This window comes from Microbacterium aurantiacum (assembly GCF_021654035.1).
In the GTDB taxonomy this organism is placed as follows: Bacteria; Actinomycetota; Actinomycetes; order Actinomycetales; family Microbacteriaceae; genus Microbacterium; species Microbacterium aurantiacum.
Genome location: NZ_JAJPDW010000003.1, coordinates 184,418 through 201,443, shown reverse-complemented (window position 1 = coordinate 201,443; position 17,026 = coordinate 184,418). Strand labels below are relative to the sequence as shown.

The following is a 17,026-nucleotide window of genomic DNA, read 5'->3' as shown; positions in this document are numbered from 1 at the left end:
CTTACTCCTACGGGCGAACCGGGATCAAAGTGCGTTGAAGATGAACGGCGTCGCGATGCCGATGAGCGCGAGGATCTCGATGAAGGCGACACCGATGAACATCGTGGTCTGGAGGCGACCGGCGAGCTCGGGCTGGCGAGCGGTGGATTCGATCGTCTTGCCGATCATGATGCCGAGGCCGATGGCCGGGCCGATGGCGGCGAGGCCGTAGCCCACGGTCGCGATGTTGCCGGTGATCTGCGCGAGAACAGTCGTTGCGTCCACTGAGGGTTTCCTTTCGTAGGTCGAGTAGCCGGACAGCTACTCGTCAGTGCTCTTCCGCCACCGCGAGCTGGATGTACACGGCGGTGAGGATGGTGAAGACGTAGGCCTGCAGCAGCGAGACGAAGATCTCGAACAGCGTGAAGGCGAAGCCGAGGGCGAGCGTGCCGCCGGCGAGCGGCATGAGCCAGCCGCCGCTGAGGAGGAAGAACTGCGTCGCCGAGAAGAACAGCACGAGCATGAGGTGCCCGACCATCATGTTCAGCAGCAGTCGGAGGAACAGCGAGACCGGACGCGCGATGAAGGTCGAGATCAACTCGACCACCGCGATGATCGGCAGCAGGTAGATCGGCACGCCCGAGGGGACGAGCGAGTTCTTCAGGAACCGCGGCAGTCCGTGACGCCGGATACCGGCGTAGATGAACAGCACGTATGCCGTCAGCGCAAGCACCAGGGGTGCACCGGCGACGGACGTTCCCGGGATGTTCGCGAACGGGATCACGCCGGTGAGGTTGAAGAACAGGATGCCGAAGAACATCGCCGTCAGGATCGGGAGGAAGCGCCGCCCGTCCTTCTCGCCGAGGACCTGGAAGGCCACCTGCTCGCGGACGAACCCGAACGCGAACTCGATCACGCTCTGGAAGCGACCGGGGACGACGCTCATGCGCCGCGTCCCGAGCACCAGGATGAGGACCAGCACCGCCGTGGCGATGAACTGGATCATGCTGATGCGCGTGAACTCGAAGGGGGTTCCTTCGAACAGCAGCGCCGGCGGGAAGAAGTCGGAGATCGAGGGCGGGGAGAATTGGTTATCTGCCGCAGACACGATCGTGCTCGCTTGAGTCAACGGATTGGCTCCAGCTTCTCGCGCTGAGCATGCCAACGCGGTGGAATGAGAAGAGATCATCTCGCGGGGCCTCAGCGTCACCGCTGCACACCAGCCGCAGGAATGCTTAGAGCCTACCAGGGACGCGGGGCTCCTGTGTGCACGGGCTACTCCCCGGGCAGGGCGATGTCGGAAACGCCGGGGAGCCGCATGCGGCTCATGACCACCAGATCCACGACGAGTGAGGCCACGGCGGCGACGACGAGCGAGACGTAGAAGACGATGTCCACGAGCCACTCCACCTGCGCCAGCACCAGGAACGCGACGATGACGAGGACGAACTTCAGCAGCCAGCCGCCGAGGACCACGCCGAAGAAGATCTGCAGATAGGCCGGACTGCCGAACCAGCGGTTGGCCACGAGGATGCTGACCGCCGTCAGCGCCGGGAAGATCATCCCCACGGCCGCGCCGATCGCGCCGCTCGCCGCCCCCTCGCCTCCGGCCGCCCACCAGCCGATGAGCGTCGCCAGGACGATGACGATGAGACCGACCGCGCCGCCGGCGAGAAGGGTGACCCGGAGGATCGGGTTGCTGGACACGGGGCTGGCGCTCATCGGGCGTCCTCCAGGTGGGTACCGCTGTCGCGGGGGTCGGGTTCGAAGGGGTCGACGGGCCTGCCGCCGCGTCGCGAGGGCAGGAAGGTCAGGAACAGGCAGGCGGCGATGCCGACCACGCCGAAGAGCACACCCAGCAGGTAGTCGCCCGGCCACTCGGACGAGGTGCCGATGTACATCAGCAGGACGGCGAAACTCACCACCGCGGTCCACGCGTAGAAGATCAGCACCGCGTCACGATCGGTGTGGCCCATGTCCAGCATCCGGTGATGGAGGTGCTTGCGGTCGGGCGAGAACGGCGACTTCCCCGCCCGCATCCGTCGGACCACGGCGAGCCCGAAGTCCAGGAGGGGAAGGAGCACCACGACGATGGGCAGGAGGATCGGGATGAAGGCACCGAGAAGCTGGGAGCGGCCGAACTCGTCGTTGTCGCCGACGATGGCGGGGTCGAGGCTGCCCGTGATGGCGATCGCCGAGCACGCCATCAGCAGCCCCAGCATCAGCGCACCCGAGTCGCCCATGAACAGGCGCGCGGGGCTCCAGTTCATCGGCAGGAATCCGATGCAGGCGCCGATGAGCACGGCCGCAATGAAGGAGGCGAGGTTGAAGTAGGTGCTGGCGCCGGTGTCGCGCACGAGCATGTACGAGTAGGCGAAGAAGACGCCGTTGGCGATGAGGGCGACGCCGGCCACGAGACCGTCGAGGCCGTCGATGAAGTTCACCGCGTTCATCACGATCACGATCGACAGCACGGTGAGGGTGAAGCTCACCCAGCTGGAGCCGACGGCGAGACCGCCGATCGGCAGCGAGTAGATCTGCAGCTCGCCGAACCACGCGATGACCCCGGCGGCCAGGAACTGGGCGCCGAGCTTGATCATCCAGTCCAGGTCCCAGAGGTCATCGGCGACTCCGACGACGACGATGAGCGCCGTGGCTCCGAGGATCGCCCACACCGGGCCGGGGTTGACCCAGAACAGCGAGAAGAACGGATGCTGCGACGAGACCAGGAACGCCGCGACCACGCCGAGGAACATCGCCACTCCCCCGAGCCGCGGGGTCGGGGTGGTGTGCACGTCCCGTTCCCGGATGCCGGGATAGAGCTTGTACTTGAGACTGAGTCGCCAGACCCCCCACGAGAGGGCGAAGGTCACCGCTGCCGTGAAGAGGATCGTGAAGACGTACTGCTTCACGCGGAGTCCGCGTCCTCTGCGTCGGGATCGGGCTCCAGCAGGTCTCCGAGCACACCGCGCAGCTGCTCGCGCGACACGGCGCCCTCGCGGAGGACCCGCACCATCGGCTCGCCGTCGTACCCGGTCGCGAGCGACGTCGCGTCCACGATCGTCGAGGCCACGCCGTCCTTCGACGATCCGTCGTCGAGGTAGACCCGGACGCTCTCGCCGAGCATCGCCTCGGCGTCGCCCGCGGTGACGGCGGCCGCCTTGCCGGTGAGGTTGGCACTCGACACGGCGAGGGGACCAACGTCCTCGAGGACCTCGAGGGCGATCCGGTGGGCGGGCATCCGCACCGCGACCGTGCCCCGGGTCTCGCCGAGATCCCACGACAGCGACGGCTGGGCCGGGAGGACGATGGTCAGTCCGCCGGGCCAGAACTCCTCCACGAGACGCTCGACCGCCTCCGGAACCTCGGACACCAGGGCGCGGAGGGTGGCGACGCCCGCGACGAGCACGGGCGGGGGCGACTGACGCCCGCGGCCCTTGGCCTCGAGCAGACGTGTGACGGCCTGGGGCGAGAAGGCGTCGGCGGCGACGCCGTAGACCGTGTCGGTGGGGAGCACCACGAGCTCTCCGCGCCCGAGGGCGCGGCGGGCTTCACGGAGTCCGGCGAGGAGGTCGGCCTCGCTGCGGCAATCGTAGATCGGGGACATAACCCGCACATTCTACGGCGCGCGGGCGCGGCAGCCGTGTCCGAGCCGTCCCGGGCGGATGCCGCGCCCCGGGGCGTCCCGCGCGTCAGGGACGGACCGCGGTGGTGGCCCGATCGCGCAGGGTGAGGTCGGGGTGCGTGGCGGCGGAGCGCCAGCCCGCGGCGGTGAGCAGGTCGCGGATCGGTGCGCCCTGCCACTCGCCGTGCTCGATCACGAGCGTCCCCCCGGGGTGGAGCAGGCGCAGCGCCGTGTCGCTCAGCACCCGCACGACGTCGAGGCCGTCGGCTCCGCCGTACAGGGCCGCGGGGGGATCGTAGAGGCGGACCTCCGGATCGCGCGGAACGGCGCCGTCGGGGACATAGGGGGGATTGGAGACGACGACCGACACGGCGCCGTCGAGCTCGGGGAACGCCTCGGCGAGATCGATGAAGGCCAGACGCGCGTTCGGGGCGCCGACCCGGTCGAAGTTCTCCCTGGTCCAGAGGAAGGCGTCGACGGAGTTCTCGGCGGCGTGCACGCGCGCGTGCGGCACCTCTGTCGCCAGGGCGAGGGCGATCGCGCCGCTTCCCGTGCCGAGGTCCACGGCGATCGGCTCCGGCGTCGCCGCGGCGACGAGGGCGTCGATGGCGATCTGGGCGACGATCTCGGTCTCCGGGCGCGGCACGAAGACCCCGGGCCCCACGCGGAGCTCGAGGTGCCGGAACGCGGCGACACCCGTGATGTGCTGAAGAGGTTCGCGGGTCGCTCGCCGCTCGATCACCCGTCGGAGTGCGTCGCGCTGGTCATCGCCCAGCGTCCCGCCGGTCACCAGTCGCGCCTGCAGCTCGCCGCGACCGATGCCGAGCACGTGGGCCGCGAGGAGCTCGGCGTCCACCCGGGGGTCCTCGACGCCCGACCGGGAGAGGACTGCGGCGGCGGCATCCAGCTCGGTGGCGAGCGGGGCGGGCGGGGAGACGGGCGCGGCGGCGGGGTCGGTCATGGCGGGTTCCACGATAGACCGCGCGGCACGTCACAATGCGATCGGGCAGATCCCCCTCCCAGGCCCGTCGCCTACGCTGGAACAGTTGTCACGACCGACTCTGAAGGGCCCGAAGATGACCGGCATCCACTCCGATATCACCAGCGCGTTCGGGAACACCCCCTTGGTGCGCCTGAACCGGGTCGCCGAGGGCCTGCCCGGCACGATCCTCGCCAAGCTCGAGTTCTACAACCCCGCCTCCAGCGTGAAGGACCGCCTCGGTGTCGCGATCGTCGACGCCGCAGAAGCCTCCGGCGCGCTCCAGCCCGGCGGAACCATCGTCGAGGCCACCAGTGGCAACACCGGCATCGCCCTGGCCATGGTCGGCGCCGCCCGCGGCTACCGCGTCGTGCTGGCGATGCCCGCGTCGATGTCGATCGAGCGCCGCCTCCTCCTCAAGGGGTACGGCGCCGAGCTGGTTCTGACCGAGCCCGCGCAGGGCATGAAGGGCGCCGTCGCCAAGGCGGAGGAGCTCGTCGCCGACATCCCCGGGGCAGTTCTCGCGCGTCAGTTCGAGAACGAGGCCAACCCCGAGATCCACCGTCGCACCACCGCCGAGGAGATCCTGCGCGACAGCGAGGGCAAAGTGGACTACTTCGTCGCCGGCATTGGCACCGGTGGCACGATCACGGGCGTCGGCCAGGTCCTGAAGGAGCGCGTCCCCGGCGCGAAGGTCGTCGCCGTGGAGCCGGCCGACTCGCCGCTGCTGACCACCGGCACTCCCGGACCCCACAAGATCCAGGGCATCGGCCCCAACTTCGTCCCCGCGATCCTCGACCGCGACATCATCGACGAGGTCTTCGACGTCGCGTTCGACGATGCCATCTCCACCGCTCGCGCGGTCGGCACCAAGGACGGCATCCTCGTCGGCATCTCTTCCGGCGCAGCCGTCTGGGCGGCTCTGCAGATCGCGGCCCGCCCCGAGGCCGCCGGTAAGAACATCGTCGTCATCATCCCCTCCTTCGGCGAGCGGTACCTCTCGACGGCGCTGTTCGAAGACCTCCGCGAGGGATGACCGCGCCGGCAGCGCCGGTCGATACTCCCCCGCGCATCCACGACGACATCACCACCGCGTTCGGGGGCACTCCCCTCGTCCGACTCAACCGGCTCACGGAGGGCCTGGACGCCGAGGTCGTGACGAAGCTGGAGTTCTACAACCCCGGTCGGAGTGTGAAGTGCCGCCTGGGAATCGCGCTGCTCGACGCGGCCGAGGCCTCCGGCGAGCTCCGTCCCGGGGGGACGGTCGTGGAGTCCACCAGCGGCAACACCGGGATCGCCCTGGCTCTCGCCGGCGCCGCGCGCGGATACCGGGTGATCCTCACCATGCCCGCCTCGATGTCGAAGGAGCGGCGGACGCTCCTGAAGGCCTACGGGGCGGAACTCGTCCTGACCAACCCGCACAAGGGGATGACCGAGGCGGTGGAGACCGCCCGGCGCATCGTCGCGGAGACACCGGGGGCGATCCTCGCGCGCCAGTTCGAGAGCCCGGCCAATCCGGAGATCCACCGACGCACGACCGCGGAGGAGATCTGGCGCGACACCGACGGCCGCGTGGATTGGTTCGTCGCCGGTTCCGGAACCGGCGGGACCCTCACCGGCGTCGGGCAGGCGCTCAAGGAGCGCTCCCCCGCGTTGAAGGTCGTCGCGGTCGAACCGGCCGACTCCCCGATGCTGAGCGAGGGGCGCGCGGGCGGTCATCGGATCCAGGGCATCGGTCCGAACTTCGTCCCCGAGGTGCTGGACCGGTCCGTCATCGACGAAGTCATGACGGTCGGCTTCGACGAGGCGATCGATGTCGCGCGTGCGCTCGGCACCCGGGAGGGGATCCTCGCGGGGATGTCCGCGGGCGCCGCCGTGTGGGCGGCTCTGCAGATCGCCGCCCGACCGGAAGCCCGCGGATCCCGCATCGTCGTCATCGTCCCCGACAGCGGGGAACGCTACCTCTCGACCGCGCTGTACGCGCATCTGCGCGAGCCGGCGGAGTCCGCGTGAGCGCCGCACGGCCCGGTGGCCGCCGTCCCGTCCTCGTCCGCGCCGTCGCCGGCATCCGGGAGGACCTGGCCGCAGCCAAGCTTCGCGATCCCGCCGCGCGCGGCGCGCTCGAGATCGCCCTGCTCTACCCCGGTCTGCACGCGATCTGGGCCCACCGCGTGTGGCACGCGCTGTGGCGTCGGCGGGCGCGCTTCCTCGCCCGCGCCGGATCGCAGGTGACGCGCTGGCTGACGGGGATCGAGATCCATCCCGGTGCCCGCATCGGTCGCCGGTTCTTCATCGACCACGGGATGGGGATCGTCATCGGCGAGACCGCCGAGGTCGGCGACGACGTCATGCTCTACCACGGGGTGACGCTCGGCGGCCGCACCCGCGACAGCGGCAAGCGGCATCCCACCCTCGGCGACGGCGTCGCCGTCGGCGCGGGAGCGAAGATCCTCGGCCCCATCACGGTCGGGGCCGGCAGTGCGGTGGGCGCCAACGCCGTCGTGACGCGCGACGCGCCGCCGGACAGCGTGCTGGTCGGCGTGCCCGCGAAGGCGCGACCGCGGAAGGCCGGCGAGGACACCCGCGCCCTCCTCGCCGCCCCGGAGTACCTCATCTGACCGGGCGGCGGGGTTCCCGCCTCAGGAGCCGGCGGTGCCGGCCTTCTTGTCCCGACGTTCGTCGAGGCGCTTCTTCAGCAGGAGCATCGGCAGGAACAGCGTCGCCAGAGCCGTGACGAGCCACACGATCACGGGCGCGAGGACCCAGGTGAGCAGGAACGGCTGGCCGATGGTGAGGCCGGCGCCGGGGATCAGGACCACGATGACCAGCGCGATGAGCGTCGAGAAGATGCCGATCCCGCCGAGCAGAGCGGGGGCGTTCCGCCGCGCGACGGTCGCGATCCAGGGACTCAGCACGCTCTGCAGCGTCGCGAAGATCACGATCGCGAGGACGAAGCCCCACCAGTTCGACCAGTCGATCCGGAAGCCCGGAAGCAGGAGGTCGGCGACGAGGAGGCCGAGCGCTGCCGACGCCAGGAAGATGAAGGCACGGATGAGGAACGTGATCACGGGCTCAGGATAGCCCGTGCCGTCCGTCAGGCGTCGGTGCCGAGAGCGGCGAGGCGCGCCTCTTCGTCGGCCGCGATCGCCGATTCGATGAGCGGACCGAGGGCGCCGTCCATCACCTGGTCGAGGTTGTAGGCCTTGTAGCCGGTCCGGTGATCGGCGATGCGGTTCTCGGGGAAGTTGTAGGTGCGGATGCGCTCGGAGCGGTCCATGCCGCGGATCTGCGACTTGCGCGCGTCGGCGGCCAGCGCGTCGCGCTCCTCCTGCTGTCGCGCGAGCAGGCGCGCGCGGAGGACGCGCATGCCCGCCTCGCGGTTCTGCAGCTGCGACTTCTCGTTCTGCATCGACACGACGATGCCCGTCGGCACGTGGGTGATACGCACCGCCGAGTCGGTCGTGTTCACCGACTGTCCGCCGGGGCCGGAGGAGCGGAAGACGTCGATCTTCAGATCGTTCTGGTCGATCTGGACCTCCTCGGGCTCGTCGACCTCGGGGAAGACGAGGACTCCCGTGGTGGAGGTGTGGATCCGCCCCTGCGACTCGGTGGCCGGCACCCGCTGGACGCGGTGCACGCCGCCCTCGTACTTCAGATGGGCCCAGACTCCCTGGGCGGGGTCGCTGGAGGATCCCTTGATCGCGATCTGGACGTCCTTGTACCCGCCGAGGTCGGATTCGTTGCGTTCGAGCAGCTCGGTCTTCCACCCCTGCGCGGTGGCGTACTGGATGTACATCCGCAGCAGGTCCGCGGCGAACAGGGCGCTCTCGGCGCCCCCCTCCCCCTGCTTGATCTCCATGATCACGTCCCGGGCGTCGTCCGGATCGCGCGGGATCAGCAGCCGGCGGAGCTTCTCCTGCGCCTCGGCGACGCGCGCCTGCATGCCGGGGACCTCCTCGGCGAAGACGGCGTCCTCTTTGGCCAGCTCCTGCGCCGCGGCGAGGTCATCGGACGCCGCGACCCAGGCGTCGTGGGCCGCGACGATCCGCGACAGCTCGGCGTAGCGCCGGTTGACCCGTTTGGCCCGCGCGGCATCCGCGTGCACCGCGGGATCCGAGAGCTCGACCTGGACGGCCTGGTGCTCCTGGATCAGCGCGGCGACGGAATCGAACACGGCGGGGACGACTCAGCGGATGCTGTTGTCGTGACCGTGGCTGTGACCGCCGGCGTGGGAGCCGGTGGGCGCCGGGATCGACTTCTGCATCTGCACGAGGAACTCGACGTTGGACTGCGTCTCCTTCAGCTTGCCGAGCACGACCTCCAGCGCCTGCTGGGGGTCCAGGCCCGCCAGCGCGCGGCGGAGCTTCCAGGTGATCTTGACTTCGTCCGCCGAGAGCAGCATCTCTTCGCGACGCGTGCTGGAGGCGTTGACGTCGACCGCGGGGAAGATCCGCTTGTCGGCGAGCTGACGCGACAGACGCAGCTCGCTGTTGCCGGTTCCCTTGAACTCCTCGAAGATGACCTCGTCCATCTTGGACCCGGTCTCCACGAGCGCCGTGGCGAGGATCGTGAGCGATCCGCCGTTCTCGATGTTGCGCGCCGCGCCGAAGAAGCGCTTGGGCGGGTACAGCGCCGAGGCGTCGACACCGCCGGTGAGCACGCGACCCGACGTCGGCGCCGAGATGTTGTACGCACGCCCGAGGCGGGTGATCGAGTCGAGCAGCACGACGACATCGCGACCGAGCTCCACGAGGCGCTTCGCACGCTCGATGGCGAGTTCGGCGACGGTCGTGTGGTCCTCGGCGGGACGGTCGAAGGTCGAGGCGATGACCTCGCCCTTCACGGTCCGCTGCATGTCGGTGACCTCTTCGGGACGCTCGTCCACGAGGACGACCATCAGGTGCACCTCGGGATTGTTCGTCGCGATCGCGTTGGCGATCTGCTGGAGCACGATGGTCTTCCCGGCCTTGGGCGGCGCGACGATGAGACCGCGCTGGCCCTTCCCGATCGGGGCGACCAGATCGATGATCCGCTGGGTCAGCTTCTCGGGCGCCGTCTCCAAGCGCAGGCGGTCCTGCGGGTACAGCGGCGTCAGGTTGCCGAACTCCACACGGCCGGCGGCGTCGTCCACGGACAGACCGTTGACGGCGTCGACCTTGACCAGCGCGTTGTACTTCTGACGGCCGGACTGCTCGCCCTCGCGCGGCTGCTTGATCGCACCCACGACGGCGTCGCCCTTGCGTAGGTGGTACTTCTTGACCTGACCGAGCGAGACGTAGACGTCCTGCGGACCGGGGAGGTACCCCGTGGTGCGGACGAAGGCGTAGTTGTCGAGGACGTCCAGGATGCCGGCGATCGGGATGAGGACGTCGTCCTCGCCGATCTCGGTGTCGAACTCATCGGCGTTCTGCGCACCGCGACGCTTGTTGCGCTGACGGCCGCGGCCGTTCCCACCGGGCTCGCCGTCGTCGTCGGAGGCGTTCTGCGCGGCCGGGCCGGTGTTGCCGGCGGGGGCGTTGCCGCCCTGGTTCTGGCCGTTCTGCGCGTTCTGGCCGCCGGAGTTGCGGTTCCGGTTCCGGTTCCGGCTGCGGCCGCGGCCACGGCCGGAGGTCTCGTCGCCGTCGGAGCGGTCGCCCTCGGAGCGATCACCGTCGGACCGGTCGCCCTCGGACCGACCGCCCTCGGCGGCCCCGTCCGTCGCGTCGGCGGCGGGCGTGGAGTCCGAAGCGTCGGATGCCGGTTCGGCGGCGGAGTCGGCCGCGGGCTCGACGGCCTCGGCGGCAGGTGCCTCCTCGACGGCGGTCTTCTTCGCGCGGGAGCCGCGACCGCGACCCCGCGGGGCCTTGGGCGCCTCGGCGGCGGGCTCCGCGGCCTCGGCGGCGGGCTGGGACTCTCCGGCCTCGGTCGAGGCGGGCGCCTCGCCCGCTGCGGGGGCGGCGTCCTCGGTCGGTGCGACCTCGGCGGTGGTGCCGGCGTCCGAGCCGGCGGCATCCGCGGGCGCGTCCTCGGCGGGCGTCTCGGCGGAGACCTCCGCCTCGTCGGTCGCGTTCTTCTTGGCCGCCGTCTTGCGGACCGGGGCGTCGCCGGTCTTCGCGCGACGCGGTGCGCGCTTGCGGGGTGCCTTGGCGGGCGCCTCCTCGGCGGGGGCGGCGGCCTCGGCGGGCGCGGCGTCCTCGGTCGGGGCGACGGCCTCGGCGGGCGCGGCTTCGGCGGCCGGAGCGGCAGCCTCCGCGTCGTCGGCGGCGTCGACGGGTGCCTCCGCCGGCGCCTCGGCGTCGGCAGCCGGCGCCTCGTCGGCGGCAGGCGCCTCGTCGGCGTCGTCGACGGATGTCGCCGCAGCGGTGTCGTCGGTGGTCTCGACGGTCTCGGCGTTCTCGGGCGCCTCAGCGCGCTCGTCGGCCTGGGCGTCGGTGTGGATCTCGGAGATGGACTCCACGAGTTCTCCCTTGTGAAACGAATGGAATATGCACGAACGCGCGGCGATGATGGGCGCCGAACCCGAAGCGTGCTCAGGGAGCCGTTACGACCTCGAAGGTCGCGATGGCGTACAGAGACCGTCAGCGGGAAGGGGCTGTGCGGGTTTCGCAGATTGCGACGGAGGCCAGATCACGTGTTTACGTGGCACTCTCCGCGTACTCGCCCACTGTACCACCCTTGACGTCGACGGCGAGCATGTGCGCCTCCCACGGGGTGTCCGCGGTCTTGGCCGCCAGCGCGGCCGCCTCGAGGCGTCGTCCGGGTCCGTCTGCGAGCACCAGGACGCTCGGTCCCGCTCCCGACACGACGGCGGCGAACCCTTCGGCGCGCAAGGCCCGGACCAGTTGATCGGTGCCCGGCATCGCCTGCGCGCGATAGCTCTGGTGGAGCTTGTCCTCGGTCGCGGCGAGCAGCAGCTCGGGGCTCTGCGTGAGCGCGGCGATCAGCAGCGCCGAGCGCGAGACGTTGAACACGGCGTCCTCTCGCGGCACCTGCAGGGGCTGCAGACTCCGCGCGACGCTCGTGGACATCGTGAAGTCCGGCACGAACACGAGCGGCGAGACGCCGCGGTGCACGATGAGCTTCTTGTGCTGCGGCCCCGTCTCGTCGACCCAGGCGATCGTGAGACCGCCGAAGAGTCCGGGCGCGACGTTGTCGGGGTGGCCTTCGAGCTCGGTCGCCAGACGCAGGAGCGTCTCGTCACCGATCTCCACGTCGCCGCGGAGAAGTCCCTTCGCCGCCAGCAGACCCGACACGACCGCAGCGCCGGAGGAGCCGAGGCCGCGGCCGTGCGGGATCACGTTCCGCGCGCGCAGGCGCAGTCCCGGCATCCGGCGCCCGACCGCCTCGTAGGCGTAGGCGATCGCGCGCACGACGAGGTGGGAGGCGTCGCGCGGGACGTCGCCCATCCCCTCCCCCTCGACGTCGATCTCGAGCTCGCCCTCGGGGAGGGCGGTGACGTCGAGCTCGTCGTAGATGCTCAGCGCGAGTCCGAGGGTGTCGAACCCCGGCCCGAGGTTCGCACTGGTCGCGGGGACCCGCACGAGGACGCGTCGCCCCGGTTCCGGCGCGACGGGTGCGGTCACGCCGGCGCCTCGACCGGGACGAGGTCGAGCACCGACGCCACTTCGGACGTCGCCGCGTCGACCACGGTGGGCTCGACCTGCGAACCGTCGGCGTTGCGGAGGGCCCACTGCGGGTCCTTCAGGCCGTGGCCCGTCACGGTCAGCACGACGCGGGAGCCGGCGGGGATGATCCCCTTCTCGGCACGGTCGAGCAGGCCCGCGACGCTGATGGCCGAGGCCGGCTCGACGAAGATGCCCACCTCGCCCGCGAGGAGCTTCTGGGCCGCGAGGATCCGCTCGTCGTCGATCGCGCCGAACCAGCCGTCGGTGGCGTCGCGCGCCTCCAGCGCCAGCTCCCACGAGGCGGGGTTGCCGATGCGGATCGCGCTGGCGATCGTCTCGGGCTGGCGCACGACCTCGCCGCGGACGAGCGGCGCGGAGCCCTCGGCCTGGAACCCGAACATGCGCGGGACGCGCGTGGCGGCGCCGCGGGCGGCCTCCTCGCGGTAGCCGCGCGAGTAGGCGGTGTAGTTGCCGGCGTTGCCGACGGGGATGAAGTGGAAGTCCGGCGCGTCGCCGAGCACCTCCACGACCTCGTAGGCCGCGGTCTTCTGCCCCTCGATGCGATCGGGGTTGACGGAGTTGACCAGGTGCACCGGGTAGTGGTCGGCGAGCTCGCGGGCGATCTCGAGGCAGTCGTCGAAGTTGCCGCGGATCTGGATGAGGCGGCCGTTGTGGGCGACGGCCTGGCTGAGCTTGCCCATCGCGATCTTGCCCTCGGGCACGAGGACCGCCGCGGTGATCCCCGCGTGCGCGGCGTAGGCGGCCGCCGAGGCGGAGGTGTTGCCCGTCGATGCGCAGATGACCGCCTTCGCGCCGTGCTCGACCGCCCGGGAGAGGGCCACGGTCATGCCGCGGTCCTTGAACGATCCGGTGGGGTTCATCCCCTCGAACTTCACCCACACGTCGGCGCCGGTGCGGTGCGACAGCGCCGGAGCGGGCAGCAGCGGCGTACCGCCCTCCCCCAGGGTGACGACGGTCGAGGCGTCGGTGACGCCCAGCCGGTCTGCGTACTCGCGGAGGACTCCGCGCCAGAGGTGTGCCATGTCAGTCTCCTTCCACGCGCAGGACCGACACGACCCGCTCGACGACCCCGCTGGCGGCGAGGCGGTCGACGGTGTCGCTGAGATCCTGCTCGCGAGCTGTGTGGGTGCCGATGACGATGCGGGCCGTGCCACCGGAGGCGGCATCCGCGACCACCGTCTGCTCGAGGGTCGCGATCGACACGCGTCCTTCGCTCAGGATGCCGGCGACGGTGGCGAGGACGCCGGGTTCGTCGTCGACCTCGAGGGTGATCTGGTAGCTGGTGATGACGCGTCCGATCGGGACGACGGGGAGGTTCGCGCGGGTGGATTCGCCCACGCCGACGCCGCCGGCGATGTGGCGGCGGGCGGCCGAGACCACGTCGCCGAGGACGGCGGAGGCGGTCTGCACGCCGCCGGCGCCGGCACCGTAGAACATGAGGTCGCCCGCGGCCTCGGCCTGGACGAACACGGCGTTGTTGGCGCCGTGGACCGTGGCGAGCGGGTGCTCGCGGGATACCAGCGCCGGGTAGACGCGCACGGAGATCGATTCGCCCGCCGCCCCGTCGGCCGACTCCGGCAGACGCTCGCAGATCGCGAGGAGCTTGATGACCTGCCCGGCGCGGCGTGCGGCATCCATCATCGCCTTGTCGATGTGGGTGATGCCCTCGCGGTGGACGGCGTCCAACGGCACGGCGGTGTGGAAGGCGAGGCTCGCGAGGATCGCGGCCTTCTGTGCCGCGTCGTAGCCCTCGACGTCCGCGGTCGGGTCGGCCTCGGCGTAGCCGAGCGCCTGCGCGTCGGCGAGGACGTCCCCGAACTCCGCGCCCTCGGTGTCCATGCGGTCGAGGATGTAGTTCGTGGTGCCGTTGACGATGCCCATGATCCGTACGACCCGGTCGCCGGCGAGCGAGTCGCGCAGCGGGCGGATGATGGGGATCGCTCCCGCCGCGGCGGCCTCGTAGTACACCTGCGCGCCGACGCGGTCGGCGGCGTCGAAGATCTCGGGGCCGTGGGTGGCGAGGAGGGCCTTGTTGGCGGTGACGACGTCCGCGCCCGCGCCGATGGCCTGCAGGAGGTACTCGCGCGCCGGCTCGATCCCGCCCATCAGCTCGATGACGATGTCGGCGCCGAGGATCAGCTGTTCGGCGTCGGTGGTCAGGAGCTCACGCGGGAACTCCGTCTCGCGCGGCGCGTCCAGGTCGCGGACGGCGATGCCGACCAGTTCCAGGCGTGCGCCGGCACGGTCGGCGAGCTCGTCGGCGTGCTGTCGCAGCAGCGAGGCGACCTGGGAGCCGACGGCTCCCGCGCCGAGCAGAGCCACGCGCAGGCGGCGGTAGTCGGTCGTCATGCGGTCCCTTCCATCGGGGATTCGGGTGCGGAGGTCAGGAGTGCACGGGCCGCGCCGGTGTACCCGGCATCACGCGCGAGGAGGTCGTCCACCGTCTCGCCGCGGACGATCACGCGCGCCTCACCGCCGCGGAGGGCGACGACGGGCGGACGCGGCACGTAGTTGTAGGTGCTGGCGAGGGAGAAGCAGTAGGCGCCGGTCGCGGGAACGGCGAGGAGATCGCCGGGCGCGACGTCGCCGGGAAGGTGGTCGGCGTCCACGACGATGTCTCCGGACTCGCAGTGCTTGCCGACCACGCGCACGAGTGCCGGGTCGGCGTCGCTGGCGCGCGAGGCGATGCGCACCGAATACTGCGCGCCGTACAACGCGGGACGGGCGTTGTCGCTCATGCCGCCGTCGACGCTGACGTACAGACGCGTCAGCCCCTCGTCGAGGGTGACCGGCTTGGTCGTGCCGACCGAGTACAGCGTCACGCCGGCGCGACCGACGATGGAGCGGCCCGGCTCGAAGGCGAGGTCCGGCATCGGGATGCCGCGGGCGGCGCACTCGGCCGCGACCGCGTCGACGATCCCCCGGGCGAGATCCGCGATCGGGGTCGGGTCGTCCGCCGCGGTGTAGGCGATCCCGAAGCCCCCGCCGAGGTTCAGCAGCGGCAGTGGCGCGTCCGCCGACAGCGCGGCGTGGAGGTCGACGAGGCGCGCGGCCGACTCCACGAATCCGGCGGTTCCGAAGATCTGCGAGCCGATGTGGCCGTGCAGGCCCACCAGCTCGAGTCCCGGAACCTCGCGGATCCGCGCGGCGGCGGCGACGGCATCCGTCAGGGTGAAGCCGAATTTCTGGTCCTCATGAGCGGTGGCGAGGAAGTCGTGGGTCTCGGCGTGCACGCCGCTGTTGACGCGGACCATCACGCGGGCGGGTGCGGCACGCCCGGAGGTGAGGGCCGCGAGACGCTCGATCTCGACGAAGCTGTCGATCACGATCGTGCCGACTCCGGCGTCGAGGGCGGCGCGCAACTCGAGCTCGCTCTTGTTGTTGCCGTGGAAGCCGAGTCGGGCGGGATCCACACCCGCGGCGAGGGCCACGGCGAGCTCGCCGCCGGTGCAGACGTCGAGGGCGAGCCCCTCCTCCGTCACCCAGCGCGCGACCTCGATGCTCAGGAACGCCTTCCCCGCGTAGTAGACGCGCGCCGCGACGCCGTGCGCGGCGGAGGCGACCTCGAACGCGGACCGGGCCCGACGCGCCTGCGCGCGGACCTCGTCCTCGTCGAGCACCCACAGGGGCGTTCCGAAGCGGTCGCGGAGCTCGGTGGCGGGGATGCCGCCGAGGGTCAGGACGCCGCGGTCGTCGCGTGTCGCGCGGCTCGGCCAGACCGCCGCGACCAGGGCGTTGGCGTCACCCGGCGCGGCGGGCGATGCCGAGGCGGGCGAGGAGGAGTGCGGGGCGGCGGACACGGGTGAGACCAATCGATGGATGCTTCGGCGCGGCCCGCCGGGATCCGAAAGGTGCGGGCGTCCCGGCCGGTGCGATCACGCGCCGGGGCGTCCCTGCGGACAGTGCCTGAAGTCTACGGCACACGCCCGCGGCACCCCGCGCGCTGCGCACTCTGTGACATCCGCGATGCCGAAGCCGTGCGCTACGCGCAGACACCCTCCGCCTGGAGTGCGGAATCGGAGAGGATCGCACCGTCGATGTCGAGCTCGGCGACGACGGCGCCCTCCTGCACCGAGATCTCCCGCAGGGTGACGCCGGCCGGGATCTGATCGGCCACGCACACCGTCCAGTCGCGCAGGATGACATCGGCGACGAGCCCGAACTGCTGCCGGATGCGCTCTGCCGACAGTGCCGTGCCGGCGACCTCGATCTCGGACGGGGTCAGGACGATGTCGCCGTCGTCGGCGACCGGGGTCAGCGCGACGCCGACCGGGATCTCCGCGGCGAAGACCGGGACCTCGATCGACACCGTCACGTCGGGGGCGGCGAGATCGACCGTGTCGACGGGGAAGGAGTCGATCGTCGCGAGGAGCGCACGGAGCTGATCGGCGTCCATCGTCACCGTCGCGGAGCCGGCATCCATCGCCCCGCCGCTGATCGGAACGCCCTGCGCGACCACACGGATGTCGCCGGTGAAGGCGTCGCCGAGCGCGACGTCCTCGGATGACAGGGTCAGCTCGTCCAGACGCCCCGCGATGAGCTGCGGGAGCACGGTGCCGGCGACCTCGACCTCCAGAGGCTGATCGGCGGGGAGATCGAGGGCCGTGATCACCTGCTCGCGCACCGTCGCGGTCACGATCGAACGGGCGATGGCCTCGCCGGCGAACCAGGCGCCGATCGCGAGCGCGACGACCACGAGGACGGCGACGATCCAGGGCCACGCGCGGCGGCGCCGGCGCTCGGGTGCCGCCGCGGGAACGGCCCAGTCGGGCAGCGGCTCGGTCGGTCGGGTCTGCCCCTGATCTGCCATCTCCACCC

Annotated in this window: 17 protein-coding genes; 3 read left to right on the top strand and 14 right to left on the bottom strand. The window is 71.1% G+C overall.

What is annotated here, in order from left to right:
• Positions 1-24: 24 nt before the first annotated feature.
• The 6 genes from atpE to prmC all read right to left on the bottom strand — a co-directional run bounded on the left by atpE (position 25) and on the right by prmC (position 4,565).
• Positions 25-264: a F0F1 ATP synthase subunit C gene (gene atpE, locus LTL01_RS09255; RefSeq protein WP_053547626.1), complete on the bottom strand. Its 240-nt coding sequence runs from the start codon at positions 262-264 to the stop codon at positions 25-27.
• Positions 265-307: 43 nt separating this feature from the next.
• Positions 308-1,087 carry a F0F1 ATP synthase subunit A gene (gene atpB, locus LTL01_RS09250; RefSeq protein ID WP_231717954.1) on the bottom strand — a complete coding sequence of 260 codons (780 nt, stop codon included), beginning with the start codon at positions 1,085-1,087 and terminating at the stop codon, positions 308-310.
• Positions 1,088-1,254: 167 nt separating this feature from the next.
• Positions 1,255-1,701, bottom strand: a complete 447-nt coding sequence (locus LTL01_RS09245; RefSeq protein WP_053547628.1) for a Cg1360 family ATP-synthase-associated protein — start codon at positions 1,699-1,701, stop codon at positions 1,255-1,257.
• Entirely contained in the window at positions 1,698-2,891 is a 1,194-nt protein-coding gene (locus tag LTL01_RS09240; RefSeq protein ID WP_053547629.1) for an MraY family glycosyltransferase, read from the bottom strand. The genes LTL01_RS09245 and LTL01_RS09240 overlap by 4 nt, the downstream gene beginning before the upstream one ends.
• Positions 2,888-3,586: an L-threonylcarbamoyladenylate synthase gene (locus LTL01_RS09235; RefSeq protein WP_053547630.1), complete on the bottom strand. Its 699-nt coding sequence runs from the start codon at positions 3,584-3,586 to the stop codon at positions 2,888-2,890. The genes LTL01_RS09240 and LTL01_RS09235 overlap by 4 nt, the downstream gene beginning before the upstream one ends.
• An 85-nt stretch (positions 3,587-3,671) precedes the next feature.
• A complete protein-coding gene (prmC, locus tag LTL01_RS09230; protein ID WP_236968334.1) occupies positions 3,672-4,565 on the bottom strand; it encodes a peptide chain release factor N(5)-glutamine methyltransferase in 894 nt (297 codons plus the stop codon).
• A 115-nt stretch (positions 4,566-4,680) separates the two neighbouring features.
• Between prmC and cysK (LTL01_RS09225) the strand changes: the two genes are divergently transcribed.
• Genes cysK (LTL01_RS09225) through epsC form a run of 3 tightly spaced genes read left to right on the top strand, consistent with a single transcriptional unit; the run spans position 4,681 to position 7,201 of the window.
• The gene (gene cysK / locus LTL01_RS09225) at positions 4,681-5,619 is read left to right on the top strand and encodes a cysteine synthase A (RefSeq protein WP_053547632.1); all 939 of its coding nucleotides are present in this window, start codon (positions 4,681-4,683) and stop codon (positions 5,617-5,619) included.
• Positions 5,616-6,596, top strand: coding sequence for a cysteine synthase A (gene cysK / locus LTL01_RS09220; protein ID WP_053547633.1), 981 nt, complete (start codon positions 5,616-5,618; stop codon positions 6,594-6,596). Before cysK (LTL01_RS09225) ends, cysK (LTL01_RS09220) begins: the two co-directional genes overlap by 4 nt.
• Positions 6,593-7,201: a serine O-acetyltransferase EpsC gene (gene epsC / locus LTL01_RS09215; protein ID WP_053547634.1), complete on the top strand. Its 609-nt coding sequence runs from the start codon at positions 6,593-6,595 to the stop codon at positions 7,199-7,201. The genes cysK (LTL01_RS09220) and epsC overlap by 4 nt, the downstream gene beginning before the upstream one ends.
• A 21-nt stretch (positions 7,202-7,222) precedes the next feature.
• On the opposite strand, the gene LTL01_RS09210 is transcribed toward epsC, so the two are convergent.
• The 8 genes from LTL01_RS09210 to LTL01_RS09175 form a co-directional block, all read right to left on the bottom strand.
• A complete protein-coding gene (locus LTL01_RS09210; protein ID WP_053547635.1) occupies positions 7,223-7,651 on the bottom strand; it encodes a hypothetical protein in 429 nt (142 codons plus the stop codon).
• Positions 7,652-7,677: 26 nt separating this feature from the next.
• Entirely contained in the window at positions 7,678-8,757 is a 1,080-nt protein-coding gene (prfA, locus tag LTL01_RS09205; RefSeq protein ID WP_053547636.1) for a peptide chain release factor 1, read from the bottom strand.
• A 12-nt stretch (positions 8,758-8,769) separates the two neighbouring features.
• Positions 8,770-11,019: a transcription termination factor Rho gene (gene rho / locus LTL01_RS09200; RefSeq protein WP_236968333.1), complete on the bottom strand. Its 2,250-nt coding sequence runs from the start codon at positions 11,017-11,019 to the stop codon at positions 8,770-8,772.
• A gap of 178 nt (positions 11,020-11,197) precedes the next feature.
• Positions 11,198-12,145 (bottom strand): homoserine kinase, encoded by a 948-nt coding sequence (gene thrB, locus LTL01_RS09195; RefSeq protein ID WP_053547638.1) that lies wholly within the window; start codon positions 12,143-12,145, stop codon positions 11,198-11,200.
• Positions 12,142-13,230: a threonine synthase gene (thrC, locus tag LTL01_RS09190; RefSeq protein ID WP_053547639.1), complete on the bottom strand. Its 1,089-nt coding sequence runs from the start codon at positions 13,228-13,230 to the stop codon at positions 12,142-12,144. Before thrC ends, thrB begins: the two co-directional genes overlap by 4 nt.
• A gap of 1 nt (position 13,231) precedes the next feature.
• The gene (locus tag LTL01_RS09185; RefSeq protein ID WP_053547640.1) at positions 13,232-14,557 is read right to left on the bottom strand and encodes a homoserine dehydrogenase; all 1,326 of its coding nucleotides are present in this window, start codon (positions 14,555-14,557) and stop codon (positions 13,232-13,234) included.
• The gene (gene lysA, locus LTL01_RS09180; protein ID WP_053547641.1) at positions 14,554-16,008 is read right to left on the bottom strand and encodes a diaminopimelate decarboxylase; all 1,455 of its coding nucleotides are present in this window, start codon (positions 16,006-16,008) and stop codon (positions 14,554-14,556) included. The genes LTL01_RS09185 and lysA overlap by 4 nt, the downstream gene beginning before the upstream one ends.
• 182 nt (positions 16,009-16,190) lie before the next feature.
• Positions 16,191-17,018 (bottom strand): LmeA family phospholipid-binding protein, encoded by an 828-nt coding sequence (locus tag LTL01_RS09175; protein WP_236968332.1) that lies wholly within the window; start codon positions 17,016-17,018, stop codon positions 16,191-16,193.
• Between the last annotated feature and the right edge of the window lie 8 nt (positions 17,019-17,026).

Bases quoted from the DNA above. Each gene is read 5' to 3' on its own strand.
- LTL01_RS09245 (WP_053547628.1), bottom strand. From the start codon at position 1,701: ATGAGCGCCAGCCCCGTGTCCAGCAACCCGATCCTCCGGGTCACCCTT.
- LTL01_RS09235 (WP_053547630.1), bottom strand. From the start codon at position 3,586: ATGTCCCCGATCTACGATTGCCGCAGCGAGGCCGACCTCCTCGCCGGA.
- prmC (WP_236968334.1), bottom strand. From the start codon at position 4,565: ATGACCGACCCCGCCGCCGCGCCCGTCTCCCCGCCCGCCCCGCTCGCC.
- cysK (WP_053547632.1), top strand. From the start codon at position 4,681: ATGACCGGCATCCACTCCGATATCACCAGCGCGTTCGGGAACACCCCC.
- cysK (WP_053547633.1), top strand. From the start codon at position 5,616: ATGACCGCGCCGGCAGCGCCGGTCGATACTCCCCCGCGCATCCACGAC.
- thrC (WP_053547639.1), bottom strand. From the start codon at position 13,230: ATGGCACACCTCTGGCGCGGAGTCCTCCGCGAGTACGCAGACCGGCTG.
- LTL01_RS09185 (WP_053547640.1), bottom strand. From the start codon at position 14,557: ATGACGACCGACTACCGCCGCCTGCGCGTGGCTCTGCTCGGCGCGGGA.
- LTL01_RS09175 (WP_236968332.1), bottom strand. From the start codon at position 17,018: ATGGCAGATCAGGGGCAGACCCGACCGACCGAGCCGCTGCCCGACTGG.